Genomic DNA, 15,204 nt, shown 5'->3' with positions numbered 1-15,204 from the left:
ACATCAACTGAACCAGGCGAGGCCCACTCTTCCCCTGGACAGGGACCGCGGGAACCTCAGCATTTGGTTCCATAGCCGCTCATTATCCGTCCATGCCGCGGCTCCTGTCTCCCGGCGCGTCCATGCGCCTAAGCAGGAAGAAGTCCGACCCTGGTGTTCATGTGGTGTTCGCACCGTTCTGCCTGATAATGCAAGAATCGCAGCACCCTCGCTCACACCGTTATTCGCTTTCCTCCGGGTCTATCCCCTTAAGCATGTATGCGTGGAGGCGTACGAGCAGTGGCCGATTTGCCGTCAACCATGCGCGCGACATCTCGCGATCCTCCGGGAGATCAACGCCGTGGTCCCGTTTCAGGGAGAGGTTGGAGGACCCGAAAATCGTTGTCTGGTGTCACTCCCGCCGACCTTTGCTGCAGGTCCCGGCTAGGATGACGGTAATAGTTCTCAGGTCAGGTGGGGGAATGGCGCAAGAGTTCATCGCGGATCGGTATGCGGCGATCAGGGGTAGCCACAGGCAAGGTGGACAAGGCGATGTCTTCAAGGCCGTCGATCTGGACAGTGGTAAAGAAGTCGCGGTTAAGGTCATTCCAGGCACAAAGGATGCGGTCAACGCCATCTTTTTCACGAGGGAGACGGATGCACTTGCCCGACTCGACCATCCCAACGTCGCCCGGCTCCTCGACAAAGGCTTCGACGCCCAACGTGGTGACTACTACATCGTCCTCGAGTGGATTCCAGACTCCCTGACGGAATGGCTCGCAGCCCTGGGCGAGCCCCCAGGGTGGGATGATCTGTGCGAGACTATTGGGCTCCCCCTTTCGAGCGCGCTAGCCCACGCCCACGCCAACGGTGTGTTGCATAGGGATATCAAACCCACCAACGTCTTGTGGGACGGCCATGGACCGCTGCTTGCCGACTTCGGCATTAGCAAAATTAAGAACCAAGTGGCTGCACCGGGAGATGCCACAGTCGTGGACCACGCCTCCACGCCTTATGCACCGCCGGAAAAGGTTACGAAGGCGGCAGCGAACCGGGACGTCCACGGGCTCGCAGCCACGTTAGTCCGCTGTCTCGTCCCCTACGAGCTGCGCAACTATGCAGACATCTCACGAGCCTTGTCAGACGACGTAGACGGCATAGATGTCCCTGAACAGGTTATGGACCTGTTGAAGCGCTGTCTGAGCAATGACCCGAGCAACAGGCCCAAAGATGGCCAGGTCCTGGACCTCGAGCTCCGTAAGCTCCACTCCAACCGCAGCCGGAAATGGCGCGCCCAAACCGAGATGGCAGTCAACCTCACCACGCAGGCCCGCACGCAGTTGCTGAAAGCACGTGCTGACTCGATCCCTGAACGCTCGATCGAAACCCTCATGGGAACAGCCACGTACGCCGTCCCCCGCAGAGTCCAGAAGGGTTCAGCGGTCATCCTCAACCCGGACGAGTTCGAGCTCGTCGGCGACGAGCTCTGCCTCGTCGTCAAGTTCACGCAGGGAGGCATGGTCTGCACGCGAGCCGACGTCCGCGATTTCTACGAACTTGAGGCACGCCGTCGCTCGCCAGCAGCAGTCCTCCTGCCGTCAGATCAGTACATCTGGACCGCCCGGCAACCGGCGAGCCCGCTGGCTGCATACCGCGCGACCAACGAGCTTCACGAACTCCTTCGGCAGGCCATCCAGGATGCCGAGGACCGCGACAGCGAACGATTCCGCCAAAGCCGACTTGACGGCTGGTCACGACTCATCGAGGCCAAGGAGGAACTCGACAGGAAACTCGAAGACCCTGTCGGATACAGGCTCAACTCCCGTCACTGGAACACCGCAAACCTCCAACTGGACCACGAACCGCGTGAGGAAATCCTCGACCAGGACCTCTTGGCCCGCGAAACAGCCCGGCCTACGTCCGGAACCGCTGTTTCATGCGTCGTGGAGGAGATCGACGGAGACGAGGCGACCGTCCGAATCTCAGGAAACCCTGCCGATTTTCCTGAAGACGGAGTCCTGGTCAGGAACCGGACAGCCTCGAACACCGCAGTGCGGCGACAACGGGAAGCACTCGGCTCGCTCCGCGACCAAAGAAGCCTGCGCCCGGACCTTCGCGACCTGGTACTGGACCCCGCGTCGAGCTCTCCTGCCCAGCCAGTGGAGTTCGCGCCCATCAACGCGGACCTCGACGACGACAAGAAGGTCGCAGTGGCAAAGGCACTCGGAGCCTCTGACCTCTTCCTCGTCCAAGGCCCACCGGGCACCGGAAAGACGTCCTTCATCTGCGAGCTCGTCGCCCAGCACCTGAGGGCCCGTCCAAATGACAGGATCCTCCTCGTCAGCCAGATGCACGTTGCTCTTGACAACGCCGTAAGCCGTCTCGACAGGGCAGGAGTGGACGGCCTTGTCCGACTCTCGACGCGAGAAGACCAGGTAGCCCAGGAGGCGGTCCATCTCCTCCTGCCGAACAAGATCAAAGCCTGGACGGAGGAAGTGAGGCACAGGGCTGGCCAAGGGCTCGAGCAGCTGGCCGCTGCCGCCGACGTCTCCGCCCTGAGCCTCCGATTGGCCTTCGCCGCAGAGGAGGCCGCAGCCGCGCTGCGGCTCCGGGACCAGCGTAAGGCAGAACTCGAATCATTCGACCCACAGGACAGCGACGACGACGTCGAAAACGAACTGACGGATCGGCTGGACAGGGCTGAGAAGGCGGCAGCCCTCGCCTTGGACACGGTTCGACAGCAGGCCGGTGCCGTTGATGCCAATGTCGCCGAACAGGAAACCATCGAAACACTCACCCAGCTTTCCGCAGCGTGCCTGGATAGTAGGCCCGACGCTGCCCGCCTCCGGGACATCATGCGCGCCCAAGCCGACTGGCTGGCAAGCCTTCAGGATCCCCGCGCGGCCGAGCTGCTGTTCCTTCCGAAACAGTCCGTCATCGCCGGGACGTGCATGGGATTCTTGGGAAACCAGAGCGTCCGCGATATCGACTTCGACCTCTGCATCGTCGACGAGGCGTCACGGGCAACTTCCACCGAACTCTTCGTCCCCATGGTGCGTTCGCGCCGGTGGGTGCTCGTGGGCGACACGAAACAGCTCCCGCCGATGCGCGAAGAGGTCATGGACCACAGTGAGCTTGTCGATACCTACAATCTCGACGAACTGCTCGGCTCCGACTCGCTGTTCAGCATCCTGGTTGCAGAGTCACCAAATGACTGCAGAGAGAGCCTCGTCACGCAGCATCGGATGGCTCGCCCCATCGGACAACTGATCTCCAACACCTTCTATGACAAGCAACTGGTGCACGATCCGCATCCTTCACTCGACGGAGAAGCCCTCAGCGGGCAACCTCGCGTGGCGTGGTTCTCGACAAGTCGTCGCGAAACCCGACATGAAGACTCGGCCAAGGCGAAAAGCTCCTCGAACTCGACCGAGGTCGACATCGTCTGCCGACGACTTTCCCGACTGGAAGAAATGGCCGAAAGAGGCGAGCTCCACCGTCTGGACGGCAACCGGATCGAAGTCCTTGTCCTCACCGGATACCAACGACAGCTCCACATGCTGGACCGCGCAGTCCGGGCCCTTAATCTTCCCCACCTCGACACCAGCGTCAAAACGATCGACGCCGTACAGGGCAGAGAAGCGGACGTCGTAATATTCTCCGTCACCCGGAGCAACGCCCGACTCGAAATGGGTTTCCTCTCCGAGTCCTTCGGGGAAGGCCGCATCAATGTGGCTCTTTCACGCGCACGCGAACTCCTCTGGATTGTCGGAGACTCGGAATTCTGCACTGCGAAAGACGGACCGCTGAAAAGAGTGCTCCACCACATAGAACACACCGACGATTGCCGAATGGAGTTCGTGTGACCGACCCCCTCGCCCTCGCTGCCCGACGCCACGCCCACGTCATCCCTGGCCACCTCTTGGTGTCCGCAGAGCCCTGCGCCATCCCAGCCTCAGTGCTCACCGTCGACCTGCTGGCCGAAAGAGCCAGCGAGCTCGGCGTCGCCGAGCGATACACCCTCCGGGCCATCAAATTAGGTTTGAAGCGGATCGAGGAAATCTCCTGGTTCCTCGGACTCGATCAAGACGATACCGCGAATGTGATCGGGGCCCTGCTGCAGAGGGAGATGATCGACTACAGGGCGCTCGACACCGACCACCGCCACATACAACTCCTGCCCCCTGGGCAAGAGGCACTCGAGGATACTGTGGCAGAGGCTCCGAAAGTCGTCACCCTCTCGGTCATGTTTGACAGGATCGTTCGCAAACCAGTCGCCTGGACTAAACGATCCCTCACACGCGCAGCCGAGGTAGGGAACCGTGTAGGAATATTGGTCCTGCCGCCAGCGTCAGGCGAACCTGCAGCCGTAGACGAACTGTCCGCCGCCGACCTCACCGCAATTCTCGGGGGCAGGAACCAGGTCAACCGGATACTCGGCACTCTCGGTGTCACCGAGAACCGGAAGTACTTCAAAGAAGCCATCCTGCTGATCTATAAAGGAATCGACTCCGACTCGGTTCGTCTGGGCCTAGACATTGACGGTACGTGGAGTCCGGCCCACGAGGTGCAACTCGAGCGCCTTCAGACCGTCGATCGACTCGGCATCAGAATTGAAGGACCGCAGTCGCCCGCCGACGGCCAAACACGGACCGACTCACCGGAGCCCGGCGTTACCCCGACGATGGCGCGAGAAGAGGTTCTCACGCTCCAAGCGATGGCAGACGGTCCCGAAACCGGGACAGTGGGACCCCATCCGGATACCGGCGCAGAAGCCGGCCAGACTGTCGATTCGGCCGCGATACGGTGGCTCGGCACCTATGAGCATCCCTGGATTCTCGATGAAGCAGTGACAAAGGCCCGGCGGAGACTCCTCATCATCAGCCCGTGGATCACAAGTGCCGTGGTCACAAAGACCTGGATCAGGCAAATCGAGAAATTGGCTGCGAAGTGCCCTGTCATCATCGCCTGGGGATATGAAGACCAGCCTAAGATCGACGAGTCCCTCACCGAGCTTCATTCGGCAGCGCGACGGTCAAAACAGCTTGCCGTAGTGCGATTGAAGAACACCCACGCCAAGGTGCTCGTCGGCGACGACTTTTATGTCACGACAAGTTTCAACTGGCTATCGTTCAGAGGGGACAGGAGCCGACGGTACCGAATGGAGGAAGGAACGCTCGTCCGTGAACGCAGGCTTGCCGACCTTGCCTATGAGCGGTATCTGGACCAGGTCAGAGAGCAGGCATTGGAGGTGGTCGGCAACCTTCCCAACCCGTCCGGGGCCGCTCTTCCCGATGCCAGCACCTCGAGCACGTCGCCAAACGCTGCATCCGATGCCCAAGATGACAACAGTGAGGGCCACAGCAGCCGGCCACCACGGCACCGAAAGCCGAGGAAGACGCCTCCAGATGAGGCATGGGCACGGCTTCGCACCGGAGAGACGATTCCTGGCCGGATCCAAGGCTTCGCCGTCTTTGGAGTGTTCGTCACCCTCGAAAACGGCATCGTGGGCCTCATCCACAATTCGCGACTGCCGTCCACCATGCGAAGGCCGGAGGGGAACGGCCTCGCTATCGGAGGACGCGTCAATGTCCGGATTCTTGAGGTCCAACCCGAACGCAAACGCGTCTCGCTCGCACTGCAGGGCTAAAACACGGCCCGTTTCTGTATTGGCGGATCTAGGTGCATGGCTCCAGATCTGATTTGATCGACCCATGAGCCGCAAGTAGAAGCGCAATTCAACGCGCCCTGCCAATGGGATCCAATCCGACGTAAAGGTGGTCGCCAGTTCACCTGAGACGAAAAGGATAGTTGCCGTTCTTGGCGACATCGATGACGAAGCACACACTGCCGCACGGCACAGCTGGCCGGATCACCCGTCCCGCGAGTACGACTTCGACGCAGCGATCCTCACTCGCGGCATCAACGCGCTTAAGGGCATCCGTATCTTGGTTGAGAACGGGCATTGGGAGCTGGCACAAGGCGTGCTGCGCCAGCTGTTCGAGCTGGTCGTGAACATCGAATACCTCCACCATCAGGAGGACCGCGGCGAGGCCATGCGGCGGTATGTGAAGTTCGGTGTCCTGGAGAAGCTCGAAGCCCGTCGCGACGAGATGAGATACGACGCACAAGCCGGACACCCAGTTAACCTTGCGAAGCTTGATGCCTTGGAGAAGTACCTAGAGACTTCTGAATTCGATGAGTTCCGGAATAAGAAGGGTGATTTCATCACCAGCTGGGCATCGCGGAAAATCTGGGAAATGTGCGATAAGTCGCCGTTGAAGATGCGCCAGCACCAGTACAAGCTTCTCTATAGCGCATGGACCGAGCACGCGCATGCGACTCCGGGAGCCCTGGTCGATGCGATCCTGCGGAGCTCCGGACCTGGTTGGGTGGAAGAGGTCATGGCCGACGATGAGGCCAATATCCAAGAGTGCGTTCGGATGGGTGTCGCACTGTTTGTTGAGCTGCGAATGTACTTGCCTTGCATCGAACCGATTGTTCCCGAGATGGCCAATGGCTGGTTCCATCGGGTTCTTCCCTCCGAGCTTCGGGGTGGTGAGCATGGTGCATCCGTATGGGGTCCAGTCGCCCAGGTAAACATAAACGCCAGCGGTCTCGACCAGGTATCCGTATCCGAGAGCGGAGACTAGATTCGAGGTAAAAAATCCCCCAAGTGCGCATCGTTAAGGAGCGTGGGGGATATGTCAGCAGTACGAGCGTGTGTTCTGGCCGCTCTTCGTCCCCGAGGCCAAGAACATGCTCCGCTGGCGCGTCCGGCTGGAGTGCGGCTGCACTCACGAGGTCTTCACGCACGGGGAGGACGAGTTCCCGGACGATCGCAGCCACCTCGACCCCATCACCCGATGCCGACTTCCCGCCGGCGAGTATTGGTGCCCGTCCGACCTACCCAGATGCCCTACCGCGACATCGTCGAGTGGGTTGACAGGAAAATCACGGAGTTCCCAGCCCGATGCTGAGGAACCTGACTACGACTGGATGGACGCAGAGACCTGGGCGAAGATCCGAAAACCCCGGCCACACTCGTCTGCTTTCTGGAAGGTCAAGCTCGACTGCGGGCACCATCAGCAAGTCTGCACTGACGTGGATTGGAAGCCTGAGATGAGCCCAAGTTGTTGTCCGAGGAGCGCGTCGCGGAGATCCGCCGTGATTTCGAGGAGAGTTGGGCGACCCAGGGGAACACTGGCTGGCCACACGAGGGCCCCGAGCGCGACCACATCCGGAAGATGATCGGCGGCAGCCTTCATCAAATTTTTTCACTGCTCAAGCATGAAAGCCCGGTACGACATCCGGAGCTCCACTATGGTGTGAGACCGAGCCTCACCAAGGCCGCGCACGTGATCAGCCCTCCCCCTGCGACAGAGGCGAGTATCAGGGATGACTTCACGAGGAGGTGCTTCGTCCAGGCAATCTTGCTCATGCGGACCATCTGATTGGATAGGATTGGCAGCATATCGGCGTCTTTGATCTTGGCCGGCAGTTGTTCCAGAGGCCAGAACTTCAGGTGTCCGAAGTAGATAAAGTTGTCTCTCCACTCCTTCTTAACGTGCCACATACGCAACCGGGGGATAACCACCCACATTGCGCAACCGGCCGCCAGTATCAGGGCAATTCCAGCTCCGTAGTATGTGATCTCTTGGACCGGGCCTTCGAGGCGGTTGAACAGACGGTCCTTACCCGAGAGGGTAACTAACATCGCTAGGCCGGCTGATTCGAGTGCAAACGCGAAGGAGGCCTTCGCGTCAACCTTTCCAGTCCAGTCGACGAGAGCGCCGTGGATACGCCAGGCAGTATCCAGCGCATCCTTGTCGCTTTTGCCTGATCCGGCTTCTGCATTTTTGCCCCGACGCATCAGACCGACCAGCGATACGAGGATTTGTAATAGGAGTAGGTCTTGCCACCCATCGCGTAGCTGAACGGGCCGTGCCACATATTGACTCCTTTGCTCAGTTTGGCGGAGTCATTCAGGCCGTCATATGCGCCCTTGCCGATGAATGTGGTGAAGTGGTCCTGCCGTATGTCGCTCAGTTTCGCCGCAAGGTTTGGGGCTGTCCCCACGGAAATCATGTCGTCACTGCCCCTGAACCCTGCTCGGACGAGGAGAGACTTGCCGCTTGCTATTCCGCATGCGTGCTTGAGCTGCCAACCATTCTTCTTGATAGATCCAAACTGGCTCGCTATAGCGGGCTGCACCAGATTGTTCATAGCCCACTTGATCTGCAGAGCTGACTTGGCCGCTCTTGTGTTCCTGTCCGTGCCAGCAAAGATCCCCATGACCCGATCTCCATCAAAGCTGCGGATGTGGCCGTTGTTGGCGCGGATGATCCGCGTACTCACAGATAAGTAGGCTTTCATGACCCTGGCTACTGTGTCGGGGGGAGCGATGGCGACGAGCCCGGATGAATCCGCCATGTCAGCGTAGAGGTAAGTTGATGGCAGATACACACCCTGTGAGTACCCCATCTTGGCTGGATCAGGAACGGATTCAATAACACCGTCATTCCTCACTGTCGTCGTGAGACTCGTGTTGACCGTCTTCACGATGTCATCCTCGACGGCTGATCTCAGCGTCATGCTTCTCCTTGCTTCGCTATCTAGTAATGGATCCAAGCCTATGGGGAGGGGCTGACACTAACCGGCGACTTTGATTCATTCCCAGGCGGTCAGAGAATCTTGAGGCCGTAGTTAGACGTTCTGATCTCTTCTACGCGGCCACCACCGATATCTTTCGGGTACGCCAGACTCCACATAGCATTCCCCTCCCCGCTGCTATAACACGTTGAATAGGCCATCTCTTTCCACATCCGGTCAGTGATGGTCGTGCGTGCTCCGTGCAGGTCACTTAGCTTCGCGGCTATGTTCGGAGCGTCCCCGATGGAAACCAGGTCGTTACTGTTGCGAACGCCAGCACGCACAACGAGCGCATCTCCAAGATCGATTCCGGTCCTGCTGCTTAGCACCCAACTTGATTTGAGGTACTCGCTGAGGCGGTATGCCAGGCTGGGCCTGACTATCTCGTCCACTGCCCATTTGATTTCCAGGGCCGTCCTTGCAGCCACAGTCGGGGCGTTGTCTCCGATGAAAATGGCCATTACGCGGTCTCCGTCGTAGCTTCGGATCTCACCTTTGTTGTCACGAATTACTCGCGTGACAGCAGCCAAGAAAGCACGCACGATCTGAGCGGCCGTCGTAGCGGAGTGATTCTTGGCCAAACCGGAAGAGTCTTCCATGTCTGTGTAAAGATAAACCGCTTTCAGCCAGACACCCCCGTTGTTCAGATTTATTGAATCTGAGGTCGGCACCACTTGGCCCCGCCTTGTGTCCAGCTTGGTCTTGAGGAGGGAGTCTACCGCTGTGCTGTAGTCATCCTTGCGAGTCATGATCCCCATTTCAACGTAGCGAGCGAAAGCTTTAACAGCCTACTAACTGTCATGTTCTTTGGGCCTTGTGTCCAGCCGCCGGGGCCGAGGGCTTCCAGCGACCAGCGACCAGCCCATGCCCTCGATGAAAGCCACAGCGCGCTCGAACATGGCCGGGCTTCCCACGGACAGCTCGAGCCAAAGGCCCGGCCATATCCGCCGAGCCTGCTGTGCGTGACAGGGGAGGGGACGAGATATCTGACATCGCCTCAGTTTTCCAATCGCGGGAACCGAGCTCGCCAACCAGTATGTATGTGGTGATCGCACTGGGATGGGCCTGTTTGTGCTGATTTCGCAGGGATCTTTTCTCCTCGCTAAGTGAGCGTAAAACCTACCCTTCACATGGACCCCCGGGGACATGTCCTTAAGTATTCGCGTGATGTGTTCACTGTAACGACAGGAATTTCCTCCACTCGCACGTGGTGCTCATCGCTCCAGCGCTGCCCACTTAACGTGGGAAGTTGGGTTTGGTTTTCCGGAAGTCTAAGTGTCTATTGGCTCGCTGGGCACGCCTGCAAGCGATGCGAAACGCCGATCGTACGCGAAAAGTTCATGAATCGCTCCAGCCACTTTTGCCCGGTTTGCCAGCGAAATCGCTAGCTTGAGCGTCAGCGGAGGCCGATGAGCATATGGTGATCCAAGGGCGCGCGACCGTCACGTTGGGGATCCGGACGTGGCCGTGCTCGACTGCTCTTCCCATTGACATTCATGTTTTGCCGGCCGAGTGGTTGAGTCAGACTGGAACGAGGCATGATCAGTTTCAACGTCAGTGGTCGCGGCTAATGTCCATAACATCGAACGAATGGAGGAGGTACCATGGCGCTGAAGACGTCGCTGGCAGGGCGGGTGCGGAACACGACACTGCCGAAAACCCATGCGCTGCTCCCGCTGCACGAGGCGGTCGTCAACGGCATCCAGGCGATCGACGCGCGGTTCCCAGACGATGCCGCTGGCCGAGGGCGTCTCACCGTCCGGATTCACCGGGAGCGGCAGGGCGCGTTCGACCTTAGCGCGGGCTCTCCCGGCCGCGCACCGCTCAAGATCATCACCGGTTTCAGCGTCGAGGACAACGGCATCGGGTTCACGCCCGACAACATGACGTCCTTCGAGACGCTCGACAGCGACTACAAGGCCGGTATGGGTTGCCGCGGCGTGGGCCGGCTGCTCTGGCTGGTGGCGTTCGATCGCGTCGAGGTGCGCAGCGCCTATTACGAGGGTGGGACCCTTGCGGGACGTCAGTTCAGGTTCTCGGTCAGTCAGGACGTCGTGCGCGACGACGCGCCCGACGGACTGACCGATGCCGGCAGCTCTGTGTGTCTGGAGGGCTTCAAGAAGCCGTACCAGCAGAGCGCGGCGAAGACGGTTGAGGCCATCGCGCGCGAAATCTTCGAGCACTGTATCTGGTACTTCCTCCGCGACGGCGGCGCTCCCGACGTGTTCGTGTCTGACGACGATGAGACGTTCTCGCTCAAGGACTTTGTCGAAGAGCTCGGGCACTCCGAGACTGCAGCGTCGTTCGAGGTCAAGGGCCAGACGTTCGAGATGCTCAACCTGCGCCTCAAGACCTCGGCCCGCAACGCGACGCCGCGCCTGCACTGGTGCGCCGCGAACCGGGTCGTCAAAGACGAGAGCATCGCGGGGAAGCTGCCGGGCCTCTACGCGCGCATGAAAGACGGCACCTCAACCGAGTTCACCTACGTCTGCTACCTGTCCTCGACCTACCTCAACGACCACGTCAGGGCCGACCGCACGGACTTCGACCTGCCGGAGCGCATGGCGGGCGACGCTACCAATACGTGAGCACCAAGGGGCCGAAGTACCGCCCGCTCATCAAGCGCATCGAATCAGCCGGGATCGTCGTGGACCCGTCGATGAAGGACTCCGACCTCGAAATGGAGCTGCACAAGCATGCCCAGAGGATCGAAACCGATTTACTGGCAGAGGGCCAGGCCGTATTCGCGGATTCGAGCGGAGACAAGCCCGAAGATTACGACGAGCGCCTCGCCAAGTACCTCGTGACAGTGAAGGATTTCAACCAGTCCGACCTGGCGAACTACGTCGCCCGACGACGAACGACCCTCGACATCCTCGCGAAACTCATCGAGTCGGACGGCAACGGCAAGTACGCCCGCGAGGACCGTATCCATGAGCTGCTCTTCCCGATGCGGCAGGACTCGAACGAGGTCGGGGTCGACGCGTCAAACTTGTGGATCCTCGACGAGCGGCTCGTCTTCCACGACTACCTCGCGTCCGACAAGACGTTCAAGAATATGCCCGTCACGGACGATGCCTCGACGAACAGACCAGACATTCTGGCAACCCGCGTGCTCGAGCCGGACTTGCCCGTGCTCGCGTCCGAAGGACAGAAGCTGCCGCTGCAGTCGATCGTCGTCGTCGAGCTCAAGCGTCCCATGCGCAATGATGCGACGGCGGAGGATAAGAACCCCATCGCACAGTGCCTCGACTACGTCGCGCGCGTCCGTGAGGGCAAGGCGGCGACTGCAACTGGGCGACCGATCCCGTCGAGCGCGCAGGAGCCGCCGGCTTTCTGCTATGTCATCGCCGACCTGACGCCGACGATGGAGCGCATGTGCAAGCTGTCGACCCTGACCAAAACACATGACGGGCTCGGGTACTTCGGCTACATCGAGCCCTACAAGGCCTACGTCGAAGTCATCAGCTTCGACGGTCTCGTCAATGCGGCCACAGAGCGGAACAGGGCGTTCTTCGATAGGCTCGGCCTGCCGTCGAGCTAGGCGACGATCAGCGACATGCTCCTCCGCGTAGCACGGCTGCATGTCCGATGTTGTGGGACCTTCGGGGAGGTGTGCCAGAGCTAGTCAAGTGATGGAGGTCCCGATCGGCTGATCGTCAGGCTGGAGGCGTTGGACGGCAAGTTCGACCCCTGGCGTCCGGCGGAGATCCTGCTCCGCAATCCGGCGAAACTGGAGAAGCTCTCCCAGACAACGCTCCAGTGCCGGGGGTATGTCTTTAACCGAGTATGCGTGAAAGTGTGCGAGAGGTGGCTTATGTCGCGGAGGCGTTGGACCTGAGGTCTTGAGCCGGTGGGTAGGTGTCAGCGGTACCAGCCGCGGCGGGTGGGTACTTCTATCCGCGGGATTTCGTGCGGTTTCAGCGGACGTTGGGGAACCGGGCGGATGGTGTAAGGGGTGATGCGGTCCTCCTCGTGCTCCCTCTCGATCATTTCTGCGGTGCCCTTGTCAGTCCTGCGGATGTGGTCCACAGCCCATGTCAGGAGGACGTCGAGGCGATTGACTTCCGCTTCTGCAGCCAAGAGCCGTTCATGGGCCGTCACCGAGCCGTAACCGCACCATTGGCGGAGGATCTCATGAACGGGCTTTTGGCGGCGCAGGTAATAGTCGTATTCAAACTCGGCAGAAGTCGTTAACGGTTCCCGGGTTTCCCAGTTTTCAATTGTTCCGCCCCGTTTGGATTTTTCTCGAGCCACCGCTTCCTGGGCCATGACGAGGTCCAGGACCGGGGCCGGGTTCCTGCGACAGGCCAGCTCCACGACAGCCAGCGCCGCACGCGGCGATAGGAACACCTCGCCGTCGTGAACCAGCCAGGAAAATCGGGCTTGGAAGGCAGCCACGGTCTGTCCGGTGAGCGCTTCGAAGGCGACGTGATCGTGGACCGTCAACGAATCGTCGCTTGAAGCGACAGACAGCTCGGCGACCTCCGAAGGTACAACCAGCTCAAGGGCCGCCCAAAGGGCCGACGCCTCATGTTCGTCGATGGCCTCGGCCTTGAGCCGCCTCCAGCCATCCATTGCGGCATCGTACGGGACTACGTCTTCCCACGGTACCTTGAGCCGCGAGCGAGGGACGTTCTCCTCCCTGCCCGGTGGATGGCCGTGCATGTGACGGATGTCGACCCGGAATCTTCGACCCTCCTGATGCACCGCCACGATGTGCACCCGCTCGGACGGCGCATTGTCACGCTGCCTGTAGGCCCACTCTTCCCCCGGGCAGGGACTACGGGAAACCTCAGCATTTGGTTCCATAGCCGCTCATTATCCGTCCACACCAGGCTGCTGTCTCCTAGCAGATTGGTGCCAACAATTAGCCGAACGAGAAACCATCAGCTGGAACTGCGCAGGACCGGGCTTTTGTTCAAAGCTACGTTTTCGGGATGATGTCCGGCTTGTTCCTAGACTTGGGTGACGCTGTGGACGAGCATTGAATAGTGAGCGCCGCCGACACTGCCCCGGTCGATGACCAGACACGTGAATCCGCAAGACTGCTGAAGCGAGTACCTGGGCGGGCGCGGCCTCAGAAGGAGGCCCTCCGGGAGTTCGAGGAGGGTGTCGCCCAGTTGCGTCAGCATTACGACCCGGTATTCTGGCCGCTCTTCGTCCCGGAAGCCAAGAACATGTTTCGCTGGCGCGTCGAGTTGGAGTGCGGATGTAAGCACGAGGTCAACACGCACGGAGAGGACAAGTATCCGGACGATCGCCGCTTCCCCGACCTCATCAGTCAGTGCAGGCTTCCCTCCGGGGAGTTCTGGTGTACGACTGACCACGGACCTGCTCAGAAGCCGTATCGGGACATCGTCGAGTGGGTCGATCGCAAGGTCACGGAGTTCCCGGCGGACCCTGTGGAGCCGGAATACGACTGGATGGACGCCGAGGACTGGGCGAAGATCCGGAAACCCAAGCCACACACGTCGGCGTTCTGGCGGGTCAGGCTCTCCTGCGGGCACTATGAGCAAGTCTGCACTGATGTGGATTGGAAGCCCGAGGACGGGCCCAAGCTGGTGTCCGAGGAGCGCATCGTGGAAATCCGCCGTGATTTCGAGGAAAGCTGGGCGGCAGCGGATAACCCTGGATGGCCTGAAAAGGGTGTCGAGCGAGACCACATCCGGAAGATGATCGATCTGCGCTGGCCGCGCCCCGAGCCCGAGAGGGACTGCTTCACGTGTACGCAGGTGCGGCGGATCACTGGCTATCAGCGGATCGGCTGGCTCGTTACGAGGACGACGCCGGCACCGCGTCCGTCGACGAACCTCGATCGGGAGAAGATCGAGGCTCGACTCGCCGCGGCGGAGGCTGAAGTCCAGCGGCTGCGCAAGCAACTCGACAACCCAGGCAACGCTTGAATTCACAACGACACGATCTTGACTTCGTATTTTGGGAAGGGTCGCAAGAACTACACCCCCGATGGGAACGGGAAGCGGACCAAGGACGCCTATGACGAGTTCAGCGTTCGGCAGTTCATCGCGTTCACATCAGGGGATGTTCTATGAGTATTCGTAGGGCTATCCTCGGCAGATGAACCAACATGCAGTACCGACCGAACCAGGTCAATACATATTTGCGTTCAGCCTCAGCCGAGGGTGGCTTCGGATAGCTGGGACGTGTGCAGTTGCTGCGGTGGTTATGGCCGTCGTGGCAAACGCAACAGAGCCGTTCCGAGCCCCCTTGGGAATCGCGCTAGGCGTCCTCGCGATAACCCTACTCATCGCACTTGCCATCAAAGGTTCATCACGACGGCAGGCGCAGGAACCAGCGGCAGCCCGAGCCCGCACGGGCGGGCATCGGAGGTTGTTTGGCAAAATGCGGGGCAGAAGGTCCTTAGCGGCAGAACTGGCTCTCCTTGCAGAACTCCATGCGAAGGGTGCACTCTCTGACGAGGAATTCAGCGCCGCCAAGCTCCGTACCCTTGCGGACTGACATCCAGCGGCTGCTTCGTCAGTCTCTTAGCCACTTCAGGGGCAACTTCGGCCAAGAATTCGCCCATCGTGCCCCGCAGTGAGGGAAAAGAAG

Annotated in this window: 12 protein-coding genes; 8 read left to right on the top strand and 4 right to left on the bottom strand. The window is 60.2% G+C overall.

Annotated elements, in window-relative coordinates:
* Positions 1 to 461: 461 nt before the first annotated feature.
* The 3 genes from DFO47_RS04190 (at position 462) to DFO47_RS04180 (ending at position 6,632) form a co-directional block, all read left to right on the top strand.
* Positions 462 to 3,845, top strand: a complete 3,384-nt coding sequence (locus tag DFO47_RS04190; RefSeq protein WP_166651675.1) for a serine/threonine-protein kinase — start codon at positions 462 to 464, stop codon at positions 3,843 to 3,845.
* Complete coding sequence (locus DFO47_RS04185) at positions 3,842 to 5,629, top strand: S1 RNA-binding domain-containing protein (RefSeq protein ID WP_133830819.1); 1,788 nt, start codon at positions 3,842 to 3,844, stop codon at positions 5,627 to 5,629. Before DFO47_RS04190 ends, DFO47_RS04185 begins: the two co-directional genes overlap by 4 nt.
* A 127-nt stretch (positions 5,630 to 5,756) precedes the next feature.
* Positions 5,757 to 6,632, top strand: a complete 876-nt coding sequence (locus tag DFO47_RS04180; RefSeq protein ID WP_133830818.1) for a DUF5677 domain-containing protein — start codon at positions 5,757 to 5,759, stop codon at positions 6,630 to 6,632.
* A gap of 668 nt (positions 6,633 to 7,300) precedes the next feature.
* Here DFO47_RS04180 and DFO47_RS04175 read toward each other — a convergent pair.
* The 3 genes from DFO47_RS04175 to DFO47_RS04165 form a co-directional block, all read right to left on the bottom strand.
* Entirely contained in the window at positions 7,301 to 7,852 is a 552-nt protein-coding gene (locus DFO47_RS04175) for a Pycsar system effector family protein (protein ID WP_133830817.1), read from the bottom strand.
* A complete protein-coding gene (locus tag DFO47_RS04170; protein ID WP_133830816.1) occupies positions 7,852 to 8,574 on the bottom strand; it encodes an adenylate/guanylate cyclase domain-containing protein in 723 nt (240 codons plus the stop codon). The genes DFO47_RS04175 and DFO47_RS04170 overlap by 1 nt, the downstream gene beginning before the upstream one ends.
* An 89-nt stretch (positions 8,575 to 8,663) precedes the next feature.
* The gene (locus DFO47_RS04165) at positions 8,664 to 9,380 is read right to left on the bottom strand and encodes an adenylate/guanylate cyclase domain-containing protein (protein ID WP_133830815.1); all 717 of its coding nucleotides are present in this window, start codon (positions 9,378 to 9,380) and stop codon (positions 8,664 to 8,666) included.
* A 381-nt stretch (positions 9,381 to 9,761) separates the two neighbouring features.
* Between DFO47_RS04165 and DFO47_RS21435 the strand changes: the two genes are divergently transcribed.
* The 3 genes from DFO47_RS21435 (at position 9,762) to DFO47_RS21285 (ending at position 12,175) form a co-directional block, all read left to right on the top strand.
* Positions 9,762 to 10,019 carry a zinc finger domain-containing protein gene (locus DFO47_RS21435; protein ID WP_133831054.1) on the top strand — a complete coding sequence of 86 codons (258 nt, stop codon included), beginning with the start codon at positions 9,762 to 9,764 and terminating at the stop codon, positions 10,017 to 10,019.
* A gap of 216 nt (positions 10,020 to 10,235) precedes the next feature.
* Entirely contained in the window at positions 10,236 to 11,219 is a 984-nt protein-coding gene (locus DFO47_RS21290) for an ATP-binding protein (protein WP_243835345.1), read from the top strand.
* Positions 11,216 to 12,175, top strand: a complete 960-nt coding sequence (locus DFO47_RS21285) for a hypothetical protein (protein ID WP_243835343.1) — start codon at positions 11,216 to 11,218, stop codon at positions 12,173 to 12,175. Before DFO47_RS21290 ends, DFO47_RS21285 begins: the two co-directional genes overlap by 4 nt.
* Before the next feature lie 320 nt (positions 12,176 to 12,495).
* On the opposite strand, the gene DFO47_RS04150 is transcribed toward DFO47_RS21285, so the two are convergent.
* Positions 12,496 to 13,443 carry a hypothetical protein gene (locus DFO47_RS04150; RefSeq protein WP_133830814.1) on the bottom strand — a complete coding sequence of 316 codons (948 nt, stop codon included), beginning with the start codon at positions 13,441 to 13,443 and terminating at the stop codon, positions 12,496 to 12,498.
* Positions 13,444 to 13,625: 182 nt separating this feature from the next.
* Between DFO47_RS04150 and DFO47_RS04145 the strand changes: the two genes are divergently transcribed.
* Both DFO47_RS04145 and DFO47_RS21475 read left to right on the top strand, forming a co-directional pair.
* The gene (locus DFO47_RS04145; protein WP_133830813.1) at positions 13,626 to 14,537 is read left to right on the top strand and encodes a hypothetical protein; all 912 of its coding nucleotides are present in this window, start codon (positions 13,626 to 13,628) and stop codon (positions 14,535 to 14,537) included.
* A 172-nt stretch (positions 14,538 to 14,709) separates the two neighbouring features.
* Complete coding sequence (locus DFO47_RS21475; protein WP_347876396.1) at positions 14,710 to 15,111, top strand: SHOCT domain-containing protein; 402 nt, start codon at positions 14,710 to 14,712, stop codon at positions 15,109 to 15,111.
* Positions 15,112 to 15,204 lie beyond the last annotated feature (93 nt).

Origin of the sequence: Arthrobacter sp. AG258 (assembly GCF_004364695.1) — a bacterium.
In the GTDB taxonomy this organism is placed as follows: Bacteria; Actinomycetota; Actinomycetes; order Actinomycetales; family Micrococcaceae; genus Arthrobacter.
Note: the sequence above shows the minus strand (reverse complement) of the source record. Positions and strands in the feature narration are given on the sequence as shown.